The sequence below is a fragment of the Zongyangia hominis genome, assembly GCF_014385095.1.
GTDB classification, from domain to species: domain Bacteria; phylum Bacillota; class Clostridia; order Oscillospirales; family Ruminococcaceae; genus Zongyangia; species Zongyangia hominis.
The window spans coordinates 363293-379630 of the sequence record NZ_JACRTC010000001.1 but is presented as its reverse complement, the minus strand read 5'-3'; the positions used below and the strand labels follow the sequence as shown (position 1 = coordinate 379630).

14 protein-coding genes are annotated in these 16338 nt (G+C 57.0%); 2 read left to right on the top strand and 12 right to left on the bottom strand.

Annotation, left to right across the window (positions count from 1 at the left end):
* Positions 1–88: 88 nt before the first annotated feature.
* The 8 genes from H8709_RS01615 to H8709_RS01580 all read right to left on the bottom strand — a co-directional run bounded on the left by H8709_RS01615 (position 89) and on the right by H8709_RS01580 (position 9614).
* Entirely contained in the window at positions 89–3604 is a 3516-nt protein-coding gene (locus H8709_RS01615) for a DNA polymerase III subunit alpha (protein WP_262396626.1), read from the bottom strand.
* Between the two features lie 85 nt (positions 3605–3689).
* On the bottom strand, positions 3690–4613 hold the full coding sequence (whiA, locus tag H8709_RS01610; RefSeq protein ID WP_262396625.1) for a DNA-binding protein WhiA: 924 nt from the start codon (positions 4611–4613) through the stop codon (positions 3690–3692).
* A gap of 95 nt (positions 4614–4708) precedes the next feature.
* The gene (rapZ, locus tag H8709_RS01605) at positions 4709–5566 is read right to left on the bottom strand and encodes an RNase adapter RapZ (protein WP_262396624.1); all 858 of its coding nucleotides are present in this window, start codon (positions 5564–5566) and stop codon (positions 4709–4711) included.
* A 6-nt stretch (positions 5567–5572) separates the two neighbouring features.
* Entirely contained in the window at positions 5573–6484 is a 912-nt protein-coding gene (gene murB, locus H8709_RS01600) for a UDP-N-acetylmuramate dehydrogenase (RefSeq protein ID WP_262396623.1), read from the bottom strand.
* 49 nt (positions 6485–6533) lie between these two features.
* The gene (locus H8709_RS01595) at positions 6534–7490 is read right to left on the bottom strand and encodes an ROK family protein (RefSeq protein WP_262396622.1); all 957 of its coding nucleotides are present in this window, start codon (positions 7488–7490) and stop codon (positions 6534–6536) included.
* A gap of 46 nt (positions 7491–7536) precedes the next feature.
* The gene (locus H8709_RS01590) at positions 7537–8277 is read right to left on the bottom strand and encodes a phosphatase (protein ID WP_262396621.1); all 741 of its coding nucleotides are present in this window, start codon (positions 8275–8277) and stop codon (positions 7537–7539) included.
* Positions 8278–8314: 37 nt separating this feature from the next.
* The gene (gene hprK / locus H8709_RS01585) at positions 8315–9277 is read right to left on the bottom strand and encodes an HPr(Ser) kinase/phosphatase (RefSeq protein WP_262396620.1); all 963 of its coding nucleotides are present in this window, start codon (positions 9275–9277) and stop codon (positions 8315–8317) included.
* 211 nt (positions 9278–9488) lie between these two features.
* Complete coding sequence (locus tag H8709_RS01580; protein ID WP_262396619.1) at positions 9489–9614, bottom strand: hypothetical protein; 126 nt, start codon at positions 9612–9614, stop codon at positions 9489–9491.
* A gap of 35 nt (positions 9615–9649) precedes the next feature.
* On the opposite strand from H8709_RS01580, the gene H8709_RS01575 reads away from it, so the two are divergent.
* Positions 9650–10834 (top strand): glycosyltransferase, encoded by a 1185-nt coding sequence (locus H8709_RS01575; RefSeq protein ID WP_262396618.1) that lies wholly within the window; start codon positions 9650–9652, stop codon positions 10832–10834.
* Positions 10835–10913: 79 nt separating this feature from the next.
* Positions 10914–12332, top strand: coding sequence for an NAD(P)/FAD-dependent oxidoreductase (locus H8709_RS01570; RefSeq protein ID WP_262396617.1), 1419 nt, complete (start codon positions 10914–10916; stop codon positions 12330–12332).
* A 211-nt stretch (positions 12333–12543) separates the two neighbouring features.
* Here the strand turns inward: H8709_RS01570 and H8709_RS01565 are convergent, their stop codons facing one another.
* The 4 genes from H8709_RS01565 to H8709_RS01550 all read right to left on the bottom strand — a co-directional run bounded on the left by H8709_RS01565 (position 12544) and on the right by H8709_RS01550 (position 16337).
* On the bottom strand, positions 12544–12957 hold the full coding sequence (locus H8709_RS01565; protein WP_262396616.1) for a hypothetical protein: 414 nt from the start codon (positions 12955–12957) through the stop codon (positions 12544–12546).
* Between the two features lie 39 nt (positions 12958–12996).
* The gene (locus H8709_RS01560; RefSeq protein WP_262396615.1) at positions 12997–13875 is read right to left on the bottom strand and encodes an aldose 1-epimerase family protein; all 879 of its coding nucleotides are present in this window, start codon (positions 13873–13875) and stop codon (positions 12997–12999) included.
* Positions 13876–14079: 204 nt separating this feature from the next.
* Positions 14080–15219: a Ger(x)C family spore germination protein gene (locus H8709_RS01555; protein WP_262396614.1), complete on the bottom strand. Its 1140-nt coding sequence runs from the start codon at positions 15217–15219 to the stop codon at positions 14080–14082.
* Positions 15216–16337, bottom strand: coding sequence for a GerAB/ArcD/ProY family transporter (locus H8709_RS01550; protein ID WP_262396613.1), 1122 nt, complete (start codon positions 16335–16337; stop codon positions 15216–15218). The genes H8709_RS01555 and H8709_RS01550 overlap by 4 nt, the downstream gene beginning before the upstream one ends.
* Between the last annotated feature and the right edge of the window lies 1 nt (position 16338).

The following is a 16338-nucleotide window of genomic DNA, read 5'->3' as shown; positions in this document are numbered from 1 at the left end:
CTAACAAATCATATAGGTTTATTATATACGATTGTATCAACTTGTTTCAAGATGTAAACTTAACAATTTCTGTGGGAGAACGCCGCAATTATTGACTATTGTCCCTTATTTTTACCTTTTCCGACCCGAGGATTCTACCCAACTCGTCCAGAAGGACCTGGTTCATGTCCACCCACAGGGATTTGGGCGCCAACATCCAGCGTTTTTTGTCCTCAAAGTAGACATAGACCGGGAAAGCGCCTTCAAAGATGCCCAACAAATTCTTGGCCTTGAGAAAGGTCTTGCTCTCCTGGGAGGGCGCCACCAGATATAACCCGTTTTTCCCGCCGGCGCTGGGCTGGCGGCGTTTGGTGGTGTGGGCGCGCAGCATTAGCTCCTTGGCGTGGTCGGTGATGGTGACCCGCTCGCAGATGAGCTTGGGGTCCTCCTCCTCCCGGATGGACAACCGGCATCGTGCGCAGATAACAGCGCCCTCCTGCAAGAGGCTCCGGTTCTCCTCAAACACCTGGGGGAAGACCAACATCTCCATGGAGGAAGTCATGTCCTCCAGCTGCACAAAGGCCATGGTGGCGTTGTTGCGGGTGATTTTGACCTTTTTGCTGCCCACGGTGGCGATGACGTTGAGGTAAGCCCCATCGGCAAAGCGCTTGTCGTGCATCTCAATGCCCGCTTTGATGTCCCCGAAGGTGGCCCCACCGATCTCCTTGAGCAGTCCCATATACGCGCTGATGGGGTGATCGGTGATGTAGAGGCCCGTCGTCTCCCGCTCCATCTTGAGCTTTTCGTGGAGGTCGAGGTCGGGCACGTCCAGGATGTTGTATTCACTCTGGGGGGCCGCCGGACCCGCGTCAAAGAGGCTCACCTGCCCCTCCACGTTCTGGCGGCGCTGCTGGTCGATGGCGGCCAACAGCCCCTCCGACGACATGAGCATTTGGCGGCGGTTGAGGCCGAAGCCGTCCAAGGCCCCGCATTTGATGAGGCTTTCCATGGTACGGCGGTTGAGATCCTTGCCGTACATCCGCTCGCAGAAATCGGCAAAGTTCTCATAGGGCCCATGCTCCTCCCGCTCGGCGATCAAATCCCTGATAAATCCCCGGCCCAGGTTCTTGACGGCCACCAGACCGAAACGGATGCCCTCCCCGGAGACCGAGAAGCCGTCCTGGCTCTGGTTGACGTCAGGCTTGAGGACTTCGAGCCCCAGCTTTTTGCACTCGCCGATGTACTCGATAATCTTGTTGGTGTTGTCGAGGACGCTGGTAAGCAATGCCGCCATATACTCCTTGGGATAGTGGCATTTGAGATAGGCGGTCTGGTAGGCCACAAAGGCGTAGGCCGCCGCGTGGGACTTATTAAAAGCGTAGGACGCAAAGGAACTCATCTCGTCAAAGATGCTGGTGGCTATCTCCTCGCTGACGCCGTTGCGGACGCAGCCCTTGCAGATCAAATGCCCTTCCTCGTCCTGGGCGCCGTAGATAAAGTTTTTCCGCTCCTTCTCCATGATGTCGTGCTTCTTTTTGGACATAGCCCGGCGGACCAAGTCGGCCCGGCCATAGGAAAAGCCCGCCAGTTCCCGGCAGATCTGCATGACCTGCTCCTGGTAGACGATACAGCCGTAGGTGACGTTGAGAATCGGTTCAAGCAAGGGATGCTTGTAGGTCACCTTTTCCGGGTGGTGCCGGTTTTCCACATAGGTGGGGATGGAATCCATGGGGCCGGGGCGGTAGAGGGAGATGACGGCGATCATGTCTTCGATGGACTCGGGGCCCAAATTCATGAGCACCTGGCGCATGCCCGCGGACTCGAACTGGAACACGCCCTCGGTGAGGCCCTGGGCGAGCATCCGAAAGACCTCCTTGTCGTCTAGCGGCACGTGGGCCATGTCGATTACGACGCCCCGCTTTCGCAGCATCTTTTCCGCGTCGTCGATGACCGTCAAGTTCCTCAGCCCCAGAAAGTCCATCTTGAGCAGCCCCAATTCCTCCAATGTCGTCATGGTGAACTGGGTGACGATGGCCTCGTCGTTCATGGACAGGGGCACATAGGAGGACACCGGGTCCCGGGTGATGACCACGCCCGCCGCATGGGTGGAGGCGTGGCGGGGCATCCCCTCCAGCTTCCGGGCCATGTCGATGAGTCTCGTGATCTCGGGGTCGGAATGATAGGTGGCGGCAAAGTCGGTAGACTTTTGCAGGGCCTTGTCAAGGGTAATGCCAAGGTCCGCGGGCACCTGCTTTGCCACTGTATCCACCGTCTGGTAGGGGATATTCATAGCGCGGCCCACGTCGCGGATGGCACCCCGGGCCGCCATGGTGCCAAAGGTGATAATCTGGGCCACGTGGTCGGAGCCATATTTGCGCACCACGTAGTCGATGACCTCCGGCCGCCGCTCATAGCAAAAGTCGATGTCGAAGTCGGGCATACTGACCCGCTCCGGATTTAAGAACCGCTCGAAGAGAAGCTGATAGCGGATGGGGTCGATGCCGGTAATGCCGATGCAGTAGGCCGCGATGCTCCCGGCCCCCGAGCCTCTGCCGGGTCCCACCGGGATATCATGGTCCTTGGCGTACTGGATAAAGTCGGATACAATGAGAAAGTAGTCCACATAGCCCATCTTTTTGATGACGCCCAGCTCGTATTCGAGCCGTTCCACCACCTGCGGGTCGGGATGCTCCCCGTAGTGCTTTTGCAGCCCCTTCCAGCACCGGTCCTCAAAGTATTCCACATTGTCCCGGCCGTCGGGCGCCACAAAGAGCGGGAGCTTGGTCACGCCGAACTCGAACTCCACCTCGCAGCACGCGGCAATTTTCGCGGTGTTGCGGATGGCTTCCTCATGTCCGGGGAAGAGCTTTTTCATCTCCTCCCCTGATTTGATGTAAAACTCCTGGGTGGGAAATTCCAGCCCGTCCTTGTTGTCCACGGTGGTGTTTGTCTGGATGCAAATGAGGACATGCTGCATCTCGGCGTCCTCTTTGTCGATATAGTGGGCGTCATTGGTGGCAACGAGCCCCACGCCCACCTCCTTGGCCAGGCGGTAGAGATCGGGCAGAATCCGCTGTTGTTCTTCGATGCCGTGGTCCTGGATTTCGATAAAGTAGTCGTCCTTCCCAAAGAGGTCCCGGTAACGCGCGGCCACCTCCTTGGCCTTGTCGTAGTCCCCCGCCATGAGCAGCCGGGGAATTTCTCCGGCCAGGCACGCGCTCAGGCAGATGAGGCCGCCGCTGTACTTTTCAAGCAGCTCCCAGTCCACCCGGGGCTTAAAGTAGTACCCGTCGATGAAGGCCTGGGAGACGATTTGAATCAGATTTTGATACCCTTCATTATTCTTGCACAGCAGCACCAAATGATACGGATTGTTGTCGATGCGGTGCACCTTGTCAAAGCGGGTCCGGGGCGCCACATAGACTTCGCACCCGATGATGGGCTTGACGCCCTGTTTTTTGCACTCTTTATAAAAGTCGATGACCCCGTACATCACCCCGTGATCGGTGATGGCCACGGCCGTTTGTCCCAAGTCCTTGGCCTTCTGCACCAGGCGCTTGATGCGGCAGGCTCCATCGAGCAAACTGTATTCGCTATGGACATGCAGATGCACAAACTCGTCCATCTTTCCCCCACCTCCTGCTGGTTCATTTGCCCGCAGCGCGCGGACTCTATCAAAATGGGAACCAAAGTCCCCCGTCTATTCTCATTTATCGTAAGGCCCGCTCCTTGCGGATGGTCTCCGCCGCCGCGGCGATGCGCTGGAAGCGGTGGTTGACCCCGGAGCGAGACAGCGGCTGGGAAAGCTCCCGGCCTAAGTCCGCCAGCGACATTTCGGGGTGTTCGAGCCGCAGAACGGCCAGCTCCTGGAGATCGTCGGAGAGCGACTGCATCCCCCGGTGGGCGGCGATGAGTTCGATGTCCTCCACCTGCTTGGCCGCGGCGGTCACCGTCTTTTCGATGTTGGCCGTCTCACAGTTGGTGACGCGGTTTGCCTTGTTGCGCAGGTCCTTATAAATCTTGACGTTCATTAGTTCCAAGGAGGAACGCATGGCCCCGATATAGGTCAGCATGTCCTCGATGTGCTCGCTCTCCTTGTAGTAGACTACCCGCGCTCCCCGGCGCACCGTCATCTTGGGCGGGGCCAGCACGGTGGAGATGAGCTGCTGCAAATCCTCAGCCAGCTTGTAGTGCTGGGTAACAAATTCCAGATGGTAGCTCTTGTAGGGGTCGGTGAGATTGCCGCAGGCAAGGTACGCCCCCCGCAGAAAATAGGCGACGCTCCCCTCGTCGGGAAGGTTTTGCATTTTAAGCCGGAGGCTGATCTCGTCCGGCTGATGGTAAAATAGCCCCAGCACCTCGGCGCAGTCCCCCTTATTTTGCAGCGAGACCGTGTAGATGCTGTCCCGGTTTTTGACCGGGGAAACGGTGGTGCAGGAAATAAGCCCCGCCTCCTCGGCGATGCACTGGCCGTAGAGCGCCGCCACCCCCTCGTTTTCGGTGACCAGCGACACTTGCCGCCCGGAAAACGCCTTGCCGAAGAGGAGCATGCCGTAAGCGAGCGCGTGGCGGTGGCGCTCATCCACGGTTTCCTCCGCGCACAACTCGCATTTAAGATCATAGGAAAATGACATGTCCTTCCTCCTTCGGCTTGTCCCTCTTGGTATCCTTTCGAAAAAGCCCCAAAACCGGCATTCACCTCCCGCGGGAGGTGAATCCAAGGGTCCGTTTATTTTTGTATATCCCGGTGGTTGATGTTAACACGCACCCCATTTTCCGACAGGTGCCGGGCAATGAGTTCCGCAAAGGTCACCGAGCGGTGCTTGCCCCCCGTGCAGCCGATGGCCACCACCAGCTGGCTCTTTCCCTCTTGGATATACTGAGGCAGCAAAAAGTCGATGAGGTCAAGGAGTTTCTTTGCAAGCTCCCGGCTCTGGGGGAACTCCATCACATACTCCCGCACCTCGGCGTCCAGGCCCGTCTTGTGCCGCAGCCCCTCAATGTAGAAGGGGTTGGGCAGACAGCGAACGTCGAAGACCAGGTCCGCCTCCAGCGGTAGTCCATATTTGAAGCCGAAGGACATGGAGTTGACGAGCATCCCCCCCGTGACATTGCCCAAAAAGATGTTGGCAATCTGCTCCTTGAGCTGGGCCGGGGAGAGATGGGAGGTATCGATGGTGTAGGTGGCCATGGCCCGGATGGGTTTGAGCAGCTCCCGCTCCACTAGGATGGCCTGTTCAATTTCTCCCTTGACGGTGTCGAGGAGGGGATGCTTGCGCCTAGTCTCCTTAAACCGCCGCACCAGAATATCGTCGTTGCACTCGAGAAAGAGCACCTCAAATTCAATCTTGTTTTTCCTCAAGTCGTCCATGCCGTCGAACAGGTCGTGGAAGAGAGCGCCGCCGCGGGCGTCCACCACCACGGCTACCCGGTCGATCTGGCCCTTGGACTTCAGACAAAATTCCGCAATTTTGACGATGAGCTTGGGCGGGATATTGTCAACGCAATAAAACCCGATGTCCTCCAGCGCATTGATCGCTCTGGATTTTCCCGCGCCCGAAAGCCCGGTTACGATGACAAAATCCACTCTTACTCACCCTTTCTCAATCATTTTCACTTCACATTCGAGACAGTATCCCGTCTGCTCCTTCACCTTTTCCTGGATCTTAGCGATGAGCGCTTTGACGTCCCGGCAGGTGGCGCCGCCGGTATTGATGACAAAGCCCGCGTGTTTCTCGCTGACCTGGGCCCCGCCTACTCTAAACCCTTTGAGACCGCACTGGTCGATGAGGGCGGAGGCGTAATTTCCCGCCGGGCGCTTAAAGGTGCTGCCGGCGCTGGGGTATTCTAAAGGCTGCTTCGATTTTCGCCGGGCGAGAAAGTCGTCCATCTTGGCCCCGATTTCCCCCTTGTCCCCGGGTGTGAGCTGAAAACGGGCCGACAGGATACAAAGGTCCGTATCGGTGTAGGCGCTGTGGCGGTAGGATAGTTTCAGCTCCTCCCCTGCAAAGCACCCCTCCCGGCCTTCGCTGTCAAGATGCCGGGCACTTTGGAGGACGTCGCTCATCTCCCCGCCGTAGGCCCCCGCGTTCATGTAGACAGCACCCCCCACGCTCCCCGGGATGCCGTAGGCAAATTCTAAGCCGGAGAGGCCCTGCTCCCTAGCGAAAGTGCAAAGGCGCTTGAGGGAGACGCCGGCGTCACATTCGATCAGATCGTCTCCAATCAGCCGGATTTCCCCCTCGGGCCGGTCCAGACAGATCGCCGCGCCGGCAAAACCCTCGTCGCTGACGAGGAGGTTGGAGCCCTTGCCGAGGATGAGCTTTGACGTGCCGGTCTCCTGACACAGCCGGAGCACCTGGGCCAAAGCCTCCGCCGAGCGAGGCTTTATCAGGACGTCGGCGGGGCCGCCAATGTGAAAGGTGGTATAACGGGATAGAGGCGCCGCCGGAATCGCTTCACAGTCCATCCCGGACAAAGCGCGCAGAAAAAAAGTATCGACCATGGTATCCTCCCAGCATATCATTTGCGGCATTTGCCGCCTCTTATGTATATTACTGGAGTCTGCCCAAAAATGCCGCGCCGATGATGCCCGCGTCATTGCCGAGAGTCGCCGCCACAATACTGACTCTCTTTTTCGAGGTGCGGCAGTAGTCCTCCTTGGCGATGAGCTCCCGCAGCGGAGCCAGCAGGGTTTCCCCCTCCTTGGAGATACCGCCGCCGATGCAGACGACCTCCGGCTGGAAGATGTTGACGATGCTGGCAAGGCCGTAGGCCATGTACTCAATGTACTCGTCCACACATTCCTTGCCCGCCTTGTCGCCCTGCTTCATGGCCTGGAAGGCCGTCCGGCCGCTGACTTTGTCCAGATCCCCGCCGCACAGCTTCCACATGAGGGAGTCCTTGTATTTTTCCATGTACTTCTTGGTGGTGTTGATGAGCCCCGTGGCCGAGCTGTAGGTCTCAAAACATCCCTTTCTGCCGCAGGTGCACTGCCGGCCGCCCTTGACGATGGCCATGTGTCCCAGCTCGGCGCCGCCGTGGTTAAAGCCCGCGTAGATTTTGCCGTCGATGATGACGCCGCCGCCCACGCCGGTGCCCAGCGTGATGACGATCACGTCCTGTTTGCCCTTGGCGCCGCCCGCCAGCGCTTCGCCGTAAGCCGCGGCGTTGGCGTCGTTCTCGATGAAGACGGGTTTTCCCAGCGCCTCGCTCAGATAGGGACCCATGGGCACATTGTGGAAAAAGAGGTTATTGGCGTAGATGAGCATGCCGGTCTCGGTATCCACCGTTCCCGGGGTGTCCACCCCCACCCATTCGATATCGTCCATGGTGAGCCCCGCGTCTTCCACCGCCATCCGGGACGCCTTGGCCATGTCGGCGCAGACCTCCTCCGCTGGGCGGGGAATGTTGGTTTTGAGCTTGGCCCGGCCGACGATGTTGTAGTTTTCGTCCACCACGCCCACGGCGATGTTGGTTCCTCCCAAATCGATGCCGATGTAATATTTCATTCTGAAAACTCCTTCCTACCAGAGTTTGACAGCCCTGTCTGTTTCTTTATTTTTGCGGTGACAAATCCCGCGCCACCTTATTCTGCACAACGTCAAAGAAGCGGTCGTAGTCCACGTTGAGGATGAGCTCCTGGGGAAACTCGATTTCTTCGAGCATGGCGGCGGCTCTCTCCACCGCGCCGATTTCATAGCAGAAATGGGCGTCGGAATTGACGATCACGGGCACCTTGTATTTGGCGCAGAGTTTTGCGATCTCCGCGCAGTTTTTCGGGGAGCCCACCCGGGTGCCCGGCTGGAAGGAATGGGCGTTGATCTCCACGATCTTGCCATATTCCTTGAAGGCCTTGATGCACTTCTCATAATCGTAGCGGAATTTCGGGTTGCCGCTGTGACCGATGACGTCCACGTCCGGGTTTTGGGCGATCTGCAGCCAAAGCCTCGTCTGTGCCTCTTCGTCCTTGGGCGGAATCACCGGGCTGTGGCAGGAGGCCACCACCCAGTCGAGCCCCGCCAGCATCTTCTGCGGCATGTCCAGATTGCCGTCGAAGTCCAGAATATTGGTCTCCACCCCTTTGAGGACCAGCACTCCCTCCACATAGTCGGGCACCGACCAGATGTTGGTGAAGTGCCACAGGTGGGCGCTGTCCGGAAGCGCCGGGGCGTGGTCGGTGGAGGCGATGGCCCGGATGCCCTTCTCCTTTGCCACATGGATATTCTCCATAATGGTGGAAAATGCATGGGTGGAAGCAACGGTGTGGGTGTGCGTATCTGCGATAATTTTAATCAAACTTTATCCAACTCCTATTTCGCGGTTTCCATTTTTATTAATATGCGTCCCAATCCGCCGTATCGTCCTTTTCCGGCTCCGCCATGCCCAGCTTGCGCAATAGCTCCGACGCGGCGTTGTAGCCCATCTTCTTCTGGCGGTTGTTCATGGCCGCCACCTCGATGATGATGGCCAGGTTCCGGCCGGGCTTCACCGGGATGGTCAGCGACGGGACCTTATTGCCCAGGATGGAGGTGTACTCATTGTCCATGCCCATCCGGTCGTAGACCTTGTTCTGGTCCCAGATTTCCAGCTGGATGACCATATCGATCTTCTCGGTGACCTTGATGGAGCCCATACCGAAGATGCGCCGGGCGTTGATGATGCCGATGCCGCGAAGCTCCACAAAGTGACGGATGTTTTCGGGGGCGGATCCCACCAGGGTCTTGTTGGAAACCCGGCGGATTTCCACCGCGTCGTCGGCGATGAGCCGGTGGCCCCGCTTGACGAGCTCGATGGCGGTTTCGCTCTTGCCCACGCCGCTTTCACCCAGCAGCAGGATACCCTCGCCGTAGACCTCCACCAGCACGCCGTGGCGGGTGATGCGGGGGGCCAGCTCTACGTTGAGGGTGGAGACAAGGCCGGACTGGAAGGTGGAAGTGGAATCGGTGGTCTCTAATAACGGCACCTCATACTTCTTGGCCGACTCGATCATCTGGGGAAAGATGTCCAGCCCCCGGGTGACGATGACCGCCGGCGGATGGTGGGAGAAAAAGCCGTCCAGGGACTGCTCGATTTTCTCCGGCGTCCCCAGGGTCTTTAAGAAGCTATATTCCGCGCGGCCGATGATTTGGATGCGCTTGGGGTCAAAATAATCGAAAAAACCGGCAAAATGCAAGCCGGGCCGATTGACGTCCGCACTGGCAATCAGCACTTTGGAGGCTTCACAGGGCATATACACCTGCTCGAGATTGAATTCCTTGATGATTTTAGCAAGACTGACCGTAAAAACAGCACTCATAACTTTCCTCCTGCGTTTTATTTGTCATCCCCTCGAATGCTCGTTTCTGTTCCCCAACAGAAGCCTTTTTCACAGGGCATACGAATCTAGCTTTATTATAACCCAGAAGAGGGGGCAGTTTCAAACATTTTTTTCTCTTACAACCTTCTTAACACATTCTTACATTTTCCAAATTTGACTTTGTTCGGGTTTTCCCACCGTCCCTTCTGTGTTATAATAAAAACAATATTTCCAGATTTTGCGGCGGATGGACCGCCGTCCCCTGGAAACTGCCGGTATCACGCACCAGCGCCATCTCCGGATGTGCTGTACCTGTATCCGGCAAAACGCAGATCACAGGCCGCTTTTCAGCGGCAGAATGGAGCATTTTATATGAGAGTCGCACTGTTTGTCGAAACTTACCTTCCTTTCATCAATGGCGTGGTCACCCATGTCAAGAGCCTCAAGGACGGCTTGGAACGCCTGGGCCACGAGGTACTGGTGGTGACCGCTGACCCCACCGTCCGCCATCATGAGCTCAGGGACGGTGTGCTTCGCTGCCCCGCTCACCGCTCCAAGCGCCTCTATGGCTTCGGCGTGGCCGCCCCCGTCATCCGCACACGGCTCAAATTCGTCCAAGCCTTTGACCCGGACATCATCCACATTCATCAGGAGTTCGGCATCGGCCTTTCCGGCGCCCTGATCGCCCGCAAGCTCCACAAGCCCCTCGTCTACACCCTGCACACCATGTACGACGAATACATCTATTATGTGGCGCCCAAGCCCCTGATCAAAACGGTCAAGAAAATTTCCCACCGCTACACCCGGTTCTTGGCCACCCGCGCCTCCGCCCTCACCGGCCCGTCCAAGAAGTGCGAGGAATATTTTAGAGAGGTGGGCGTCACCAAGGACGTGAGCGTCATCCCCAACCCCGTGGAGCTGGACTTATTTAACCCCGACCAGATCGACGAGGAAAAAAAGCGGGCTTTCCGCCAAAAGTACAAGATCGACGACGACGTAATGATCGCCTGCTTCGTCGGACGGCTGGGCCGGGAAAAGAGCTGCGACATCCTGCTCGACTACTGGGCCAAATCGGTGCGCCCCGAGGACCGGATGCATCTCATTATCATAGGCGACGGACCCAGCAAGCCGGAATTGGAGGAGCAGGCCGCCAAACTCGGCATCTCGGACATGGTCACCTTCACCGGCAAGGTCCTGCACGAGGAGCTCCCCCCCTATCTTGCCTCCTGCGACGTCTATGTCACCGCCTCCCTCTCGGACACAAACTCCATCTCCATGCTGGAAGGGATGGCCACCGGCCTTCCCGTCCTCCAGCGCAACGACCCCCTCAACGCCGATCAGGTGCGCAACGGCGTCAACGGCTATATCTTTAATAACGCCAAGGAGATGGGCGATATCCTCCGCCAGATCAAGTCGAAGACCCCGGAGGAGCTGAAAATCCTTAAAAAATCGGTCATCTCCTCGGTGAAAAGCAGCGGCGCGGAGGACCTGGCAAATTATGTGCTCACTGTTTACCACAAATTATATAGCCAAAGCAACCAGAGTGTTGACCAATAACTATTGACAATCCGGTGTGAATCCTGTACAATATGATAGTTTGTGGAAAAACACTGCTCGATCACAAGGAGGTCGCACCATGGATACCGGAAAACGGAAGGGCCAAAGCCCACTCACCCATACAGAAATAGATTATGACGTCGCCATCATCGGCGGCGGTATCGGCGGCATCATGACCGCCTATGAACTCATAGAAAACCGCCCTGACCTGCGGGTGTGCATCATCGAAAAGGGACATGGCATCGAAAAGCGGACCTGCCCCATTGTCACCAAGGCGGTGGACAAGTGTATCAACTGTCCCTCCTGCGCCATTATGGAGGGCATGGCGGGGGCCGGCGCTTTCTCCGACGGCAAATATGTCATCTCCACCGAGTACGGCGGCTGGCTGACCGAGTTTCTCTCTCCCGAGACGGTTATCTCCTACATTGAAAAGGCCGACGCCATCCTCGTCTCCTTCGGCGCTACCACCGAGCGCTTTATGCCCAACGATGATCTCAAAAAGCTTTGCCTGCAGTACGATCTGCATATGAGCCAGGCACAGCTCAAGCACCTGGGCACCGACGCCAACTTCGATACCATGAAAAAGCTGATCGCTTCCCTGCGGGGCCGGTGCGATGTCCTCACCGATACCGAAGTCACCGGGGTGGACCGGGAAAGCCACGTCCTCACCCTGAGGAGCAAAGCGGAGACCCGCACCATCGCCGCGGAAAAGATCGTCTTTGCCGTGGGCCGGGCCGGCAGCCGCTACTTCGCCGCCTGGTGCAAGGAAAACGGCATTCCTCTTCAGAATAACCAGGTGGACATCGGCGTGCGGGTGGAGCTTCCTTATCTCGTCTGGGAGGACTTCTCCAAAAAGATCTACGAGCCGAAAATCTGGTACCGCTCGAAAGTCTACGGCGATACCACCCGGATGTTCTGCTTTAACGAGCGGGGCAACGTGGTCACCGAGAACACCAGCGGGGTGCTGACCGTCAACGGCCACTCCTATCGGGATATGGCCAGAAAGACGGAAAACTCCAATTTCGCCTTGCTTTCCACGATTAAATTTACCGAGCCCTTCAAGGAGCCCATCGAGTACGCCCGCCATGTGGCCAGCCTCGCCAACCTCATCAGCGGCGGCAGCGTGCTGGTACAGCGCTTGGGCGACCTGGAAAACGGACGGCGCACCGACGAAGGCCGACTGCGCAAGTCCACCACCCGTCCCACCCTCCACGCGGTTCCGGGGGATTTGAGCCTGTGCCTGCCCAAACGGCAGCTGGACAACATCATCGAAACGCTCCACGCCTTAGACCATGTGGCGCCTGGCACCGCCAACTACGACACCCTGCTCTACGGCATCGAGTGCAAATACTACTCCGCCCGTCCCGACGCTGTCAATTTTGAAATTACCGGCTGCAAAGGTATCTACGCCATCGGCGACGGCGCGGGCTTTACCCGCTCCCTCTCCCAGGCGGCGGCCAACGGCCTATACGTGGCCGACCAGATGCTGGCAAAGTAAAAGCCGAGGCAAAGCGCAGGTCGTTCATCCAGATGCTTGTCCATCCCGCAAAGGCAAGAAACATGACCGTAAATTTCAAATATTGCCTCAGGATATTTTCCCATGCGACGCGGCCCGAAAACGCGAATGTCCTGTCCGGCGGTTTCAATGAAAAGGTAACAAAAAGGCCCGTGGAAATTCCACGGGCCTTTTTAGGCATAAAACTCGCCGCTTATTTTTTGGATTTCTCTTCATTTCTCGCGTCCATCACGTCCTTGATGTCCACATAGCGTCCCCGGCGCAACGCCAAGATAATGAGCACCGCGTCGATCAGGATGTCTAAGATGGTCCCCAGCAGCAGGTATTCCCAAAAGCCCACCTGCATAGCCGAGAAAAAGGAAATGAAGGCCATATGAAAGATGATGATCAGCGCGTCCCCGCCGAAATAGACGGCCAAATCCGCCATGCGCAACGAACTCCGGGCATGTTTGACGATGAGGTAGATGCCGGCCCCGATGATGAGCAGGGATGAAAGCATTACCGCCACGGGGAGCTCGGGTGCTGCAAAGATCAGGATAACTGCCAGGGCAAGCGCCCGAATGGCGGTCTTGAGCACCGAAAGAATATAAAGAACCTTTTTTATCAACTGTATTTCCTCTCTTTCAAAGGGGCAGCCTTTCTCCTCTTAGATGATTTCCATCCGATAGGCACAGGAAAAGCTCTTCCCCACTGGCAGGCGTACCGCGTCCTTTTTCTCTTCAAACGCCCCCGTCTCATCGTCCCGATCGGCCATGCCGATCCAGGGTTCCAGACAGAGAAACGGCGCCTGTTTGCCGGCCGGCGTCCAGATCCCTAGCGTGGAAAAGCCCTCAAAACTCAGTTCTACGCCCTGACCCGATAATTTGCTAAACAGCGTCACCTTCTTCGACCTGGGATGGTCGAAAATAAGGGCGTCGTTTTCGAATAGGGCATATTTTACCCCAAAGGACCGGCTTTTGTCAAGTATCTTTACTGTTTTGCCCGTCTGAATGATGCCGTTTTCATCGAGCTGGGGAGAAAAAAGGTCCTCTTCCTCCTCGAAGGTGACCGCGTAGCTCTCAAAGGGCTCCTCTCCGCTGACCGGGCACCGGAAGGCCGGATGTCCGCCGACGGTGAAGAAAATGTCCTTGTCGTCCAGGTTGAGAACGGTAAACTTCGTCTCCACACTGTTGGCCCCTACTGTGTAGCTGACCTGCAGCTCAAAGCGATAGGGATACATCTGCAAAAGCCTGTCGTTATATTTAAGCGACAGGCAGATGGCGTTGTCCTTTTGATAGAGGACCTCAAACTCCTCGTCTCTCGCAAAGCCGTGTTTGGGAATCCGGTACTCCTTCTCCCCAATCCGGGTCTTCCCATCCTTGAGGCATCCAATCACCGGGAATAACACCGGTGCGGTCCGCCCCCAATAAGACGGGTCCCCGCACCACAAGTGCTCCTGTCCCAAAATGTCCACCAGAGAAACAAGTTCCGCCCCGTGGGTGTCCACTGTCGCCGTCGTCGCTTCCCCTATGATCTCATATCGCATGGTTCCCTCTCCCTCCAGCATCCTATGCTCCCGCAGAAGCTTTTTGTTTAGTATAGCATAACATCCGTCAAAAAGAAATATGGGAGAAAACGCCTATATCTTTATTTTCCATGATTTCCCAGCAAATAAGATGCTCCCCGCTCCTTTCAAGGCGGCGCCCGCCTCAACAAAAGAGGCCGCGGAATTCCGCGGCCTTCTGCGTTTCTATTTGGTTTCGATGCCCAGCCGGTCCACGTTGCAGTCGACCTCGATGACACACTGAAATTCGGGGAGGACTTTCTCCCAGTGGTCCCGGTGCGCCAGATAATACTGGGGCTCATATTTGCTCACGTCGCCGGAAAAGTTGAAGATGTCGGTGTGGTAGTCCCGAAGTCCGATTTCTAGCGCCTGTTCCATCTCCTTTGTAATAGTGCGGGCGAGCTCCGCTTGAATATCGTCGATGTCCTCGTCCAGGACCGGAGAGATGTCACCGCTCACCCGCTCGCTGATAATCGCCCGGGTGGAGACGTGCAGATGGATGGAAATTTTGCCGTCCTGCATCCGGGTCTTGCGTCTGGTGGTAGCGTGAGTGATCTGGGCGGAAATTTTGCCGTAGTTTGTGTTTTCCACCAAGATATTGGCCCGGGTGATCTGATCGTTGATCCACATAAGGCCCCGTGTTTCGGCCTCGGTCAAGGTACCCGCCAACTGGCCGCTACGGAAGACCGCCGTCTTTTCAAAGACCGCCTGGGTCTTGTCCTCCGCGTCCTGATCAGTTTCCACCACCGGCGCGTAGATTTGGCTGCCGTCCCCCTTGAGGGACTTCATCACATCGATGAGGGTACACTGGGTGACATAGCCCGTTTCCTCCCCAGAGGAAGCGGCCTTGCCCAGCACCTGGGCGGGCAGGATGCCGCCCTCAATCTGAGCCCTGACGATCTCCTCAGCGGTGTCCTCGGCCACCAACAGCTGGATGTTGGGTCTGAGCTCGTTAAAGGAGTTGAGAAAACTAGATATGGAGGAAAGGCCCTCTTTAGCCAGCGTATTTCCCACGATGATCAGCTCATTGTGGCCGTAGAAGACCTCCTTGCCCTGGCTCACCTCCGCGTCCTGGACCGCCTGGGTGATGGTCTCCCCCCTGCCCTGCACCACTTTATTGTTGGGCTTAGACATGTCCACAAAGCTCTGTCCGCCGCCACCTTGGGGGAAATAGGCCTGGAGGGTAACTACAAATTCGCCGTCCTCGCTGTCCAGGCCGATGGCCTGGACGATGAGTTTTTCATTGAGCTCCTTGGCCGGAATGCAGCCGGACATGGAAATAAGCAAAAAGGAGCAGGAAAGAAAAAACGCGATCATCTTTTTCATTGGGCGTTTGCCTCCTCTCCCTTGGGTTTCCGATGCCGGATGACGTCAATAAGCCACAGTACCCCGGGAATGAGGAACACCGCGATGAGCACCGGAAGGCCGGTTCCATTGGCGAGGCTTGCCAGATTGAGGTTGCGGACATTGTCGGAGAGAAGCAGCGCGAAACCGAGCGCCACCGCCGTGGCCACCCAAGGCGTGTGGCGGCGGAACTTTTCCGGCACCATGTGGGACAGGGACTTGGCCGATAAAAACAGGAAGAGGGCCGTTTTCACATAGCCCATCAGCACCCAAATGGAGACATGAAGGGAATCCAAGCGCTGGAAGATGGAAATTTCCGCCATGGAGGTCAGGGTGTAAAACGGGAAGGGCTGGGTGATCCCCAGCTGTCCCAACACACCCACGATGAGCACGGAAACCAGAATGAACTTGACGGTGAACATGGCGTCCCAGGCAAGTACCCCTTTTTTGAGGTCGCCGATGATATGGGGCGCAAGGTAAAGGACGGCGGCCAATTCCACACTGCGCCCGACGCTGTCCATCACACCGCCCCAAAAGGCGGTCATGCCCTGCTCCAGTCCCGACCAAAAGGGCATCTTCAAGTTGACCCAGTCGATGTCCGGTACCAAGGCCACAAAGATAAAGGCCATGGAGATAAAGAAGAAGCCGAACACGACAATGGAAATTCGGGAGAGGGATTCAACGCCCATATAGACGCCGTAACAAGCCGCCAGGATGAGAAGGAAAACGATCAAAAACTGGGAGGCGTGGGGATAGACGGCGGTGGTGATAAACAGCTCGAAGTTTGCCACCGTGTAGCCGGCCACTCCGGCGAAAAAGAGGAAATAGATCACATCCACCACCGCTGATCCCTTCCCCAGCGCTTTGGCCGCGCACATGGACAGGTCCGGCGCCTCCCCCGGCAAACTGTTGCGGCGGATGAGGGCGTAGCCGGGCAAAAAGAGCAGGAAGACCAACACAAAGCCCGCCACCATGCCCAGGATGGTGGTGGTGGCGCCAAAGGAAGTCCCCTGTTTGGGGTTATAGGAAATGATGGTGAAAGTTCTGCTCAAAAACAGCAGCAGCACCACCTGATACATTTTGACCTGTCGTTTTGCCATG

What these genes read in the sequence shown, in the direction of transcription:
- H8709_RS01615 (WP_262396626.1), bottom strand. Translation starts at nt 3,604, where the DNA reads ATGGACGAGTTTGTGCATCTGCATGTCCATAGCGAATACAGTTTGCTC.
- whiA (WP_262396625.1), bottom strand. Translation starts at nt 4,613, where the DNA reads ATGTCATTTTCCTATGATCTTAAATGCGAGTTGTGCGCGGAGGAAACC.
- murB (WP_262396623.1), bottom strand. Translation starts at nt 6,484, where the DNA reads ATGGTCGATACTTTTTTTCTGCGCGCTTTGTCCGGGATGGACTGTGAA.
- H8709_RS01595 (WP_262396622.1), bottom strand. Translation starts at nt 7,490, where the DNA reads ATGAAATATTACATCGGCATCGATTTGGGAGGAACCAACATCGCCGTG.
- hprK (WP_262396620.1), bottom strand. Translation starts at nt 9,277, where the DNA reads ATGAGTGCTGTTTTTACGGTCAGTCTTGCTAAAATCATCAAGGAATTC.
- H8709_RS01575 (WP_262396618.1), top strand. Translation starts at nt 9,650, where the DNA reads ATGAGAGTCGCACTGTTTGTCGAAACTTACCTTCCTTTCATCAATGGC.
- H8709_RS01570 (WP_262396617.1), top strand. Translation starts at nt 10,914, where the DNA reads ATGGATACCGGAAAACGGAAGGGCCAAAGCCCACTCACCCATACAGAA.
- H8709_RS01560 (WP_262396615.1), bottom strand. Translation starts at nt 13,875, where the DNA reads ATGCGATATGAGATCATAGGGGAAGCGACGACGGCGACAGTGGACACC.
- H8709_RS01555 (WP_262396614.1), bottom strand. Translation starts at nt 15,219, where the DNA reads ATGAAAAAGATGATCGCGTTTTTTCTTTCCTGCTCCTTTTTGCTTATT.
- H8709_RS01550 (WP_262396613.1), bottom strand. Translation starts at nt 16,337, where the DNA reads ATGGCAAAACGACAGGTCAAAATGTATCAGGTGGTGCTGCTGCTGTTT.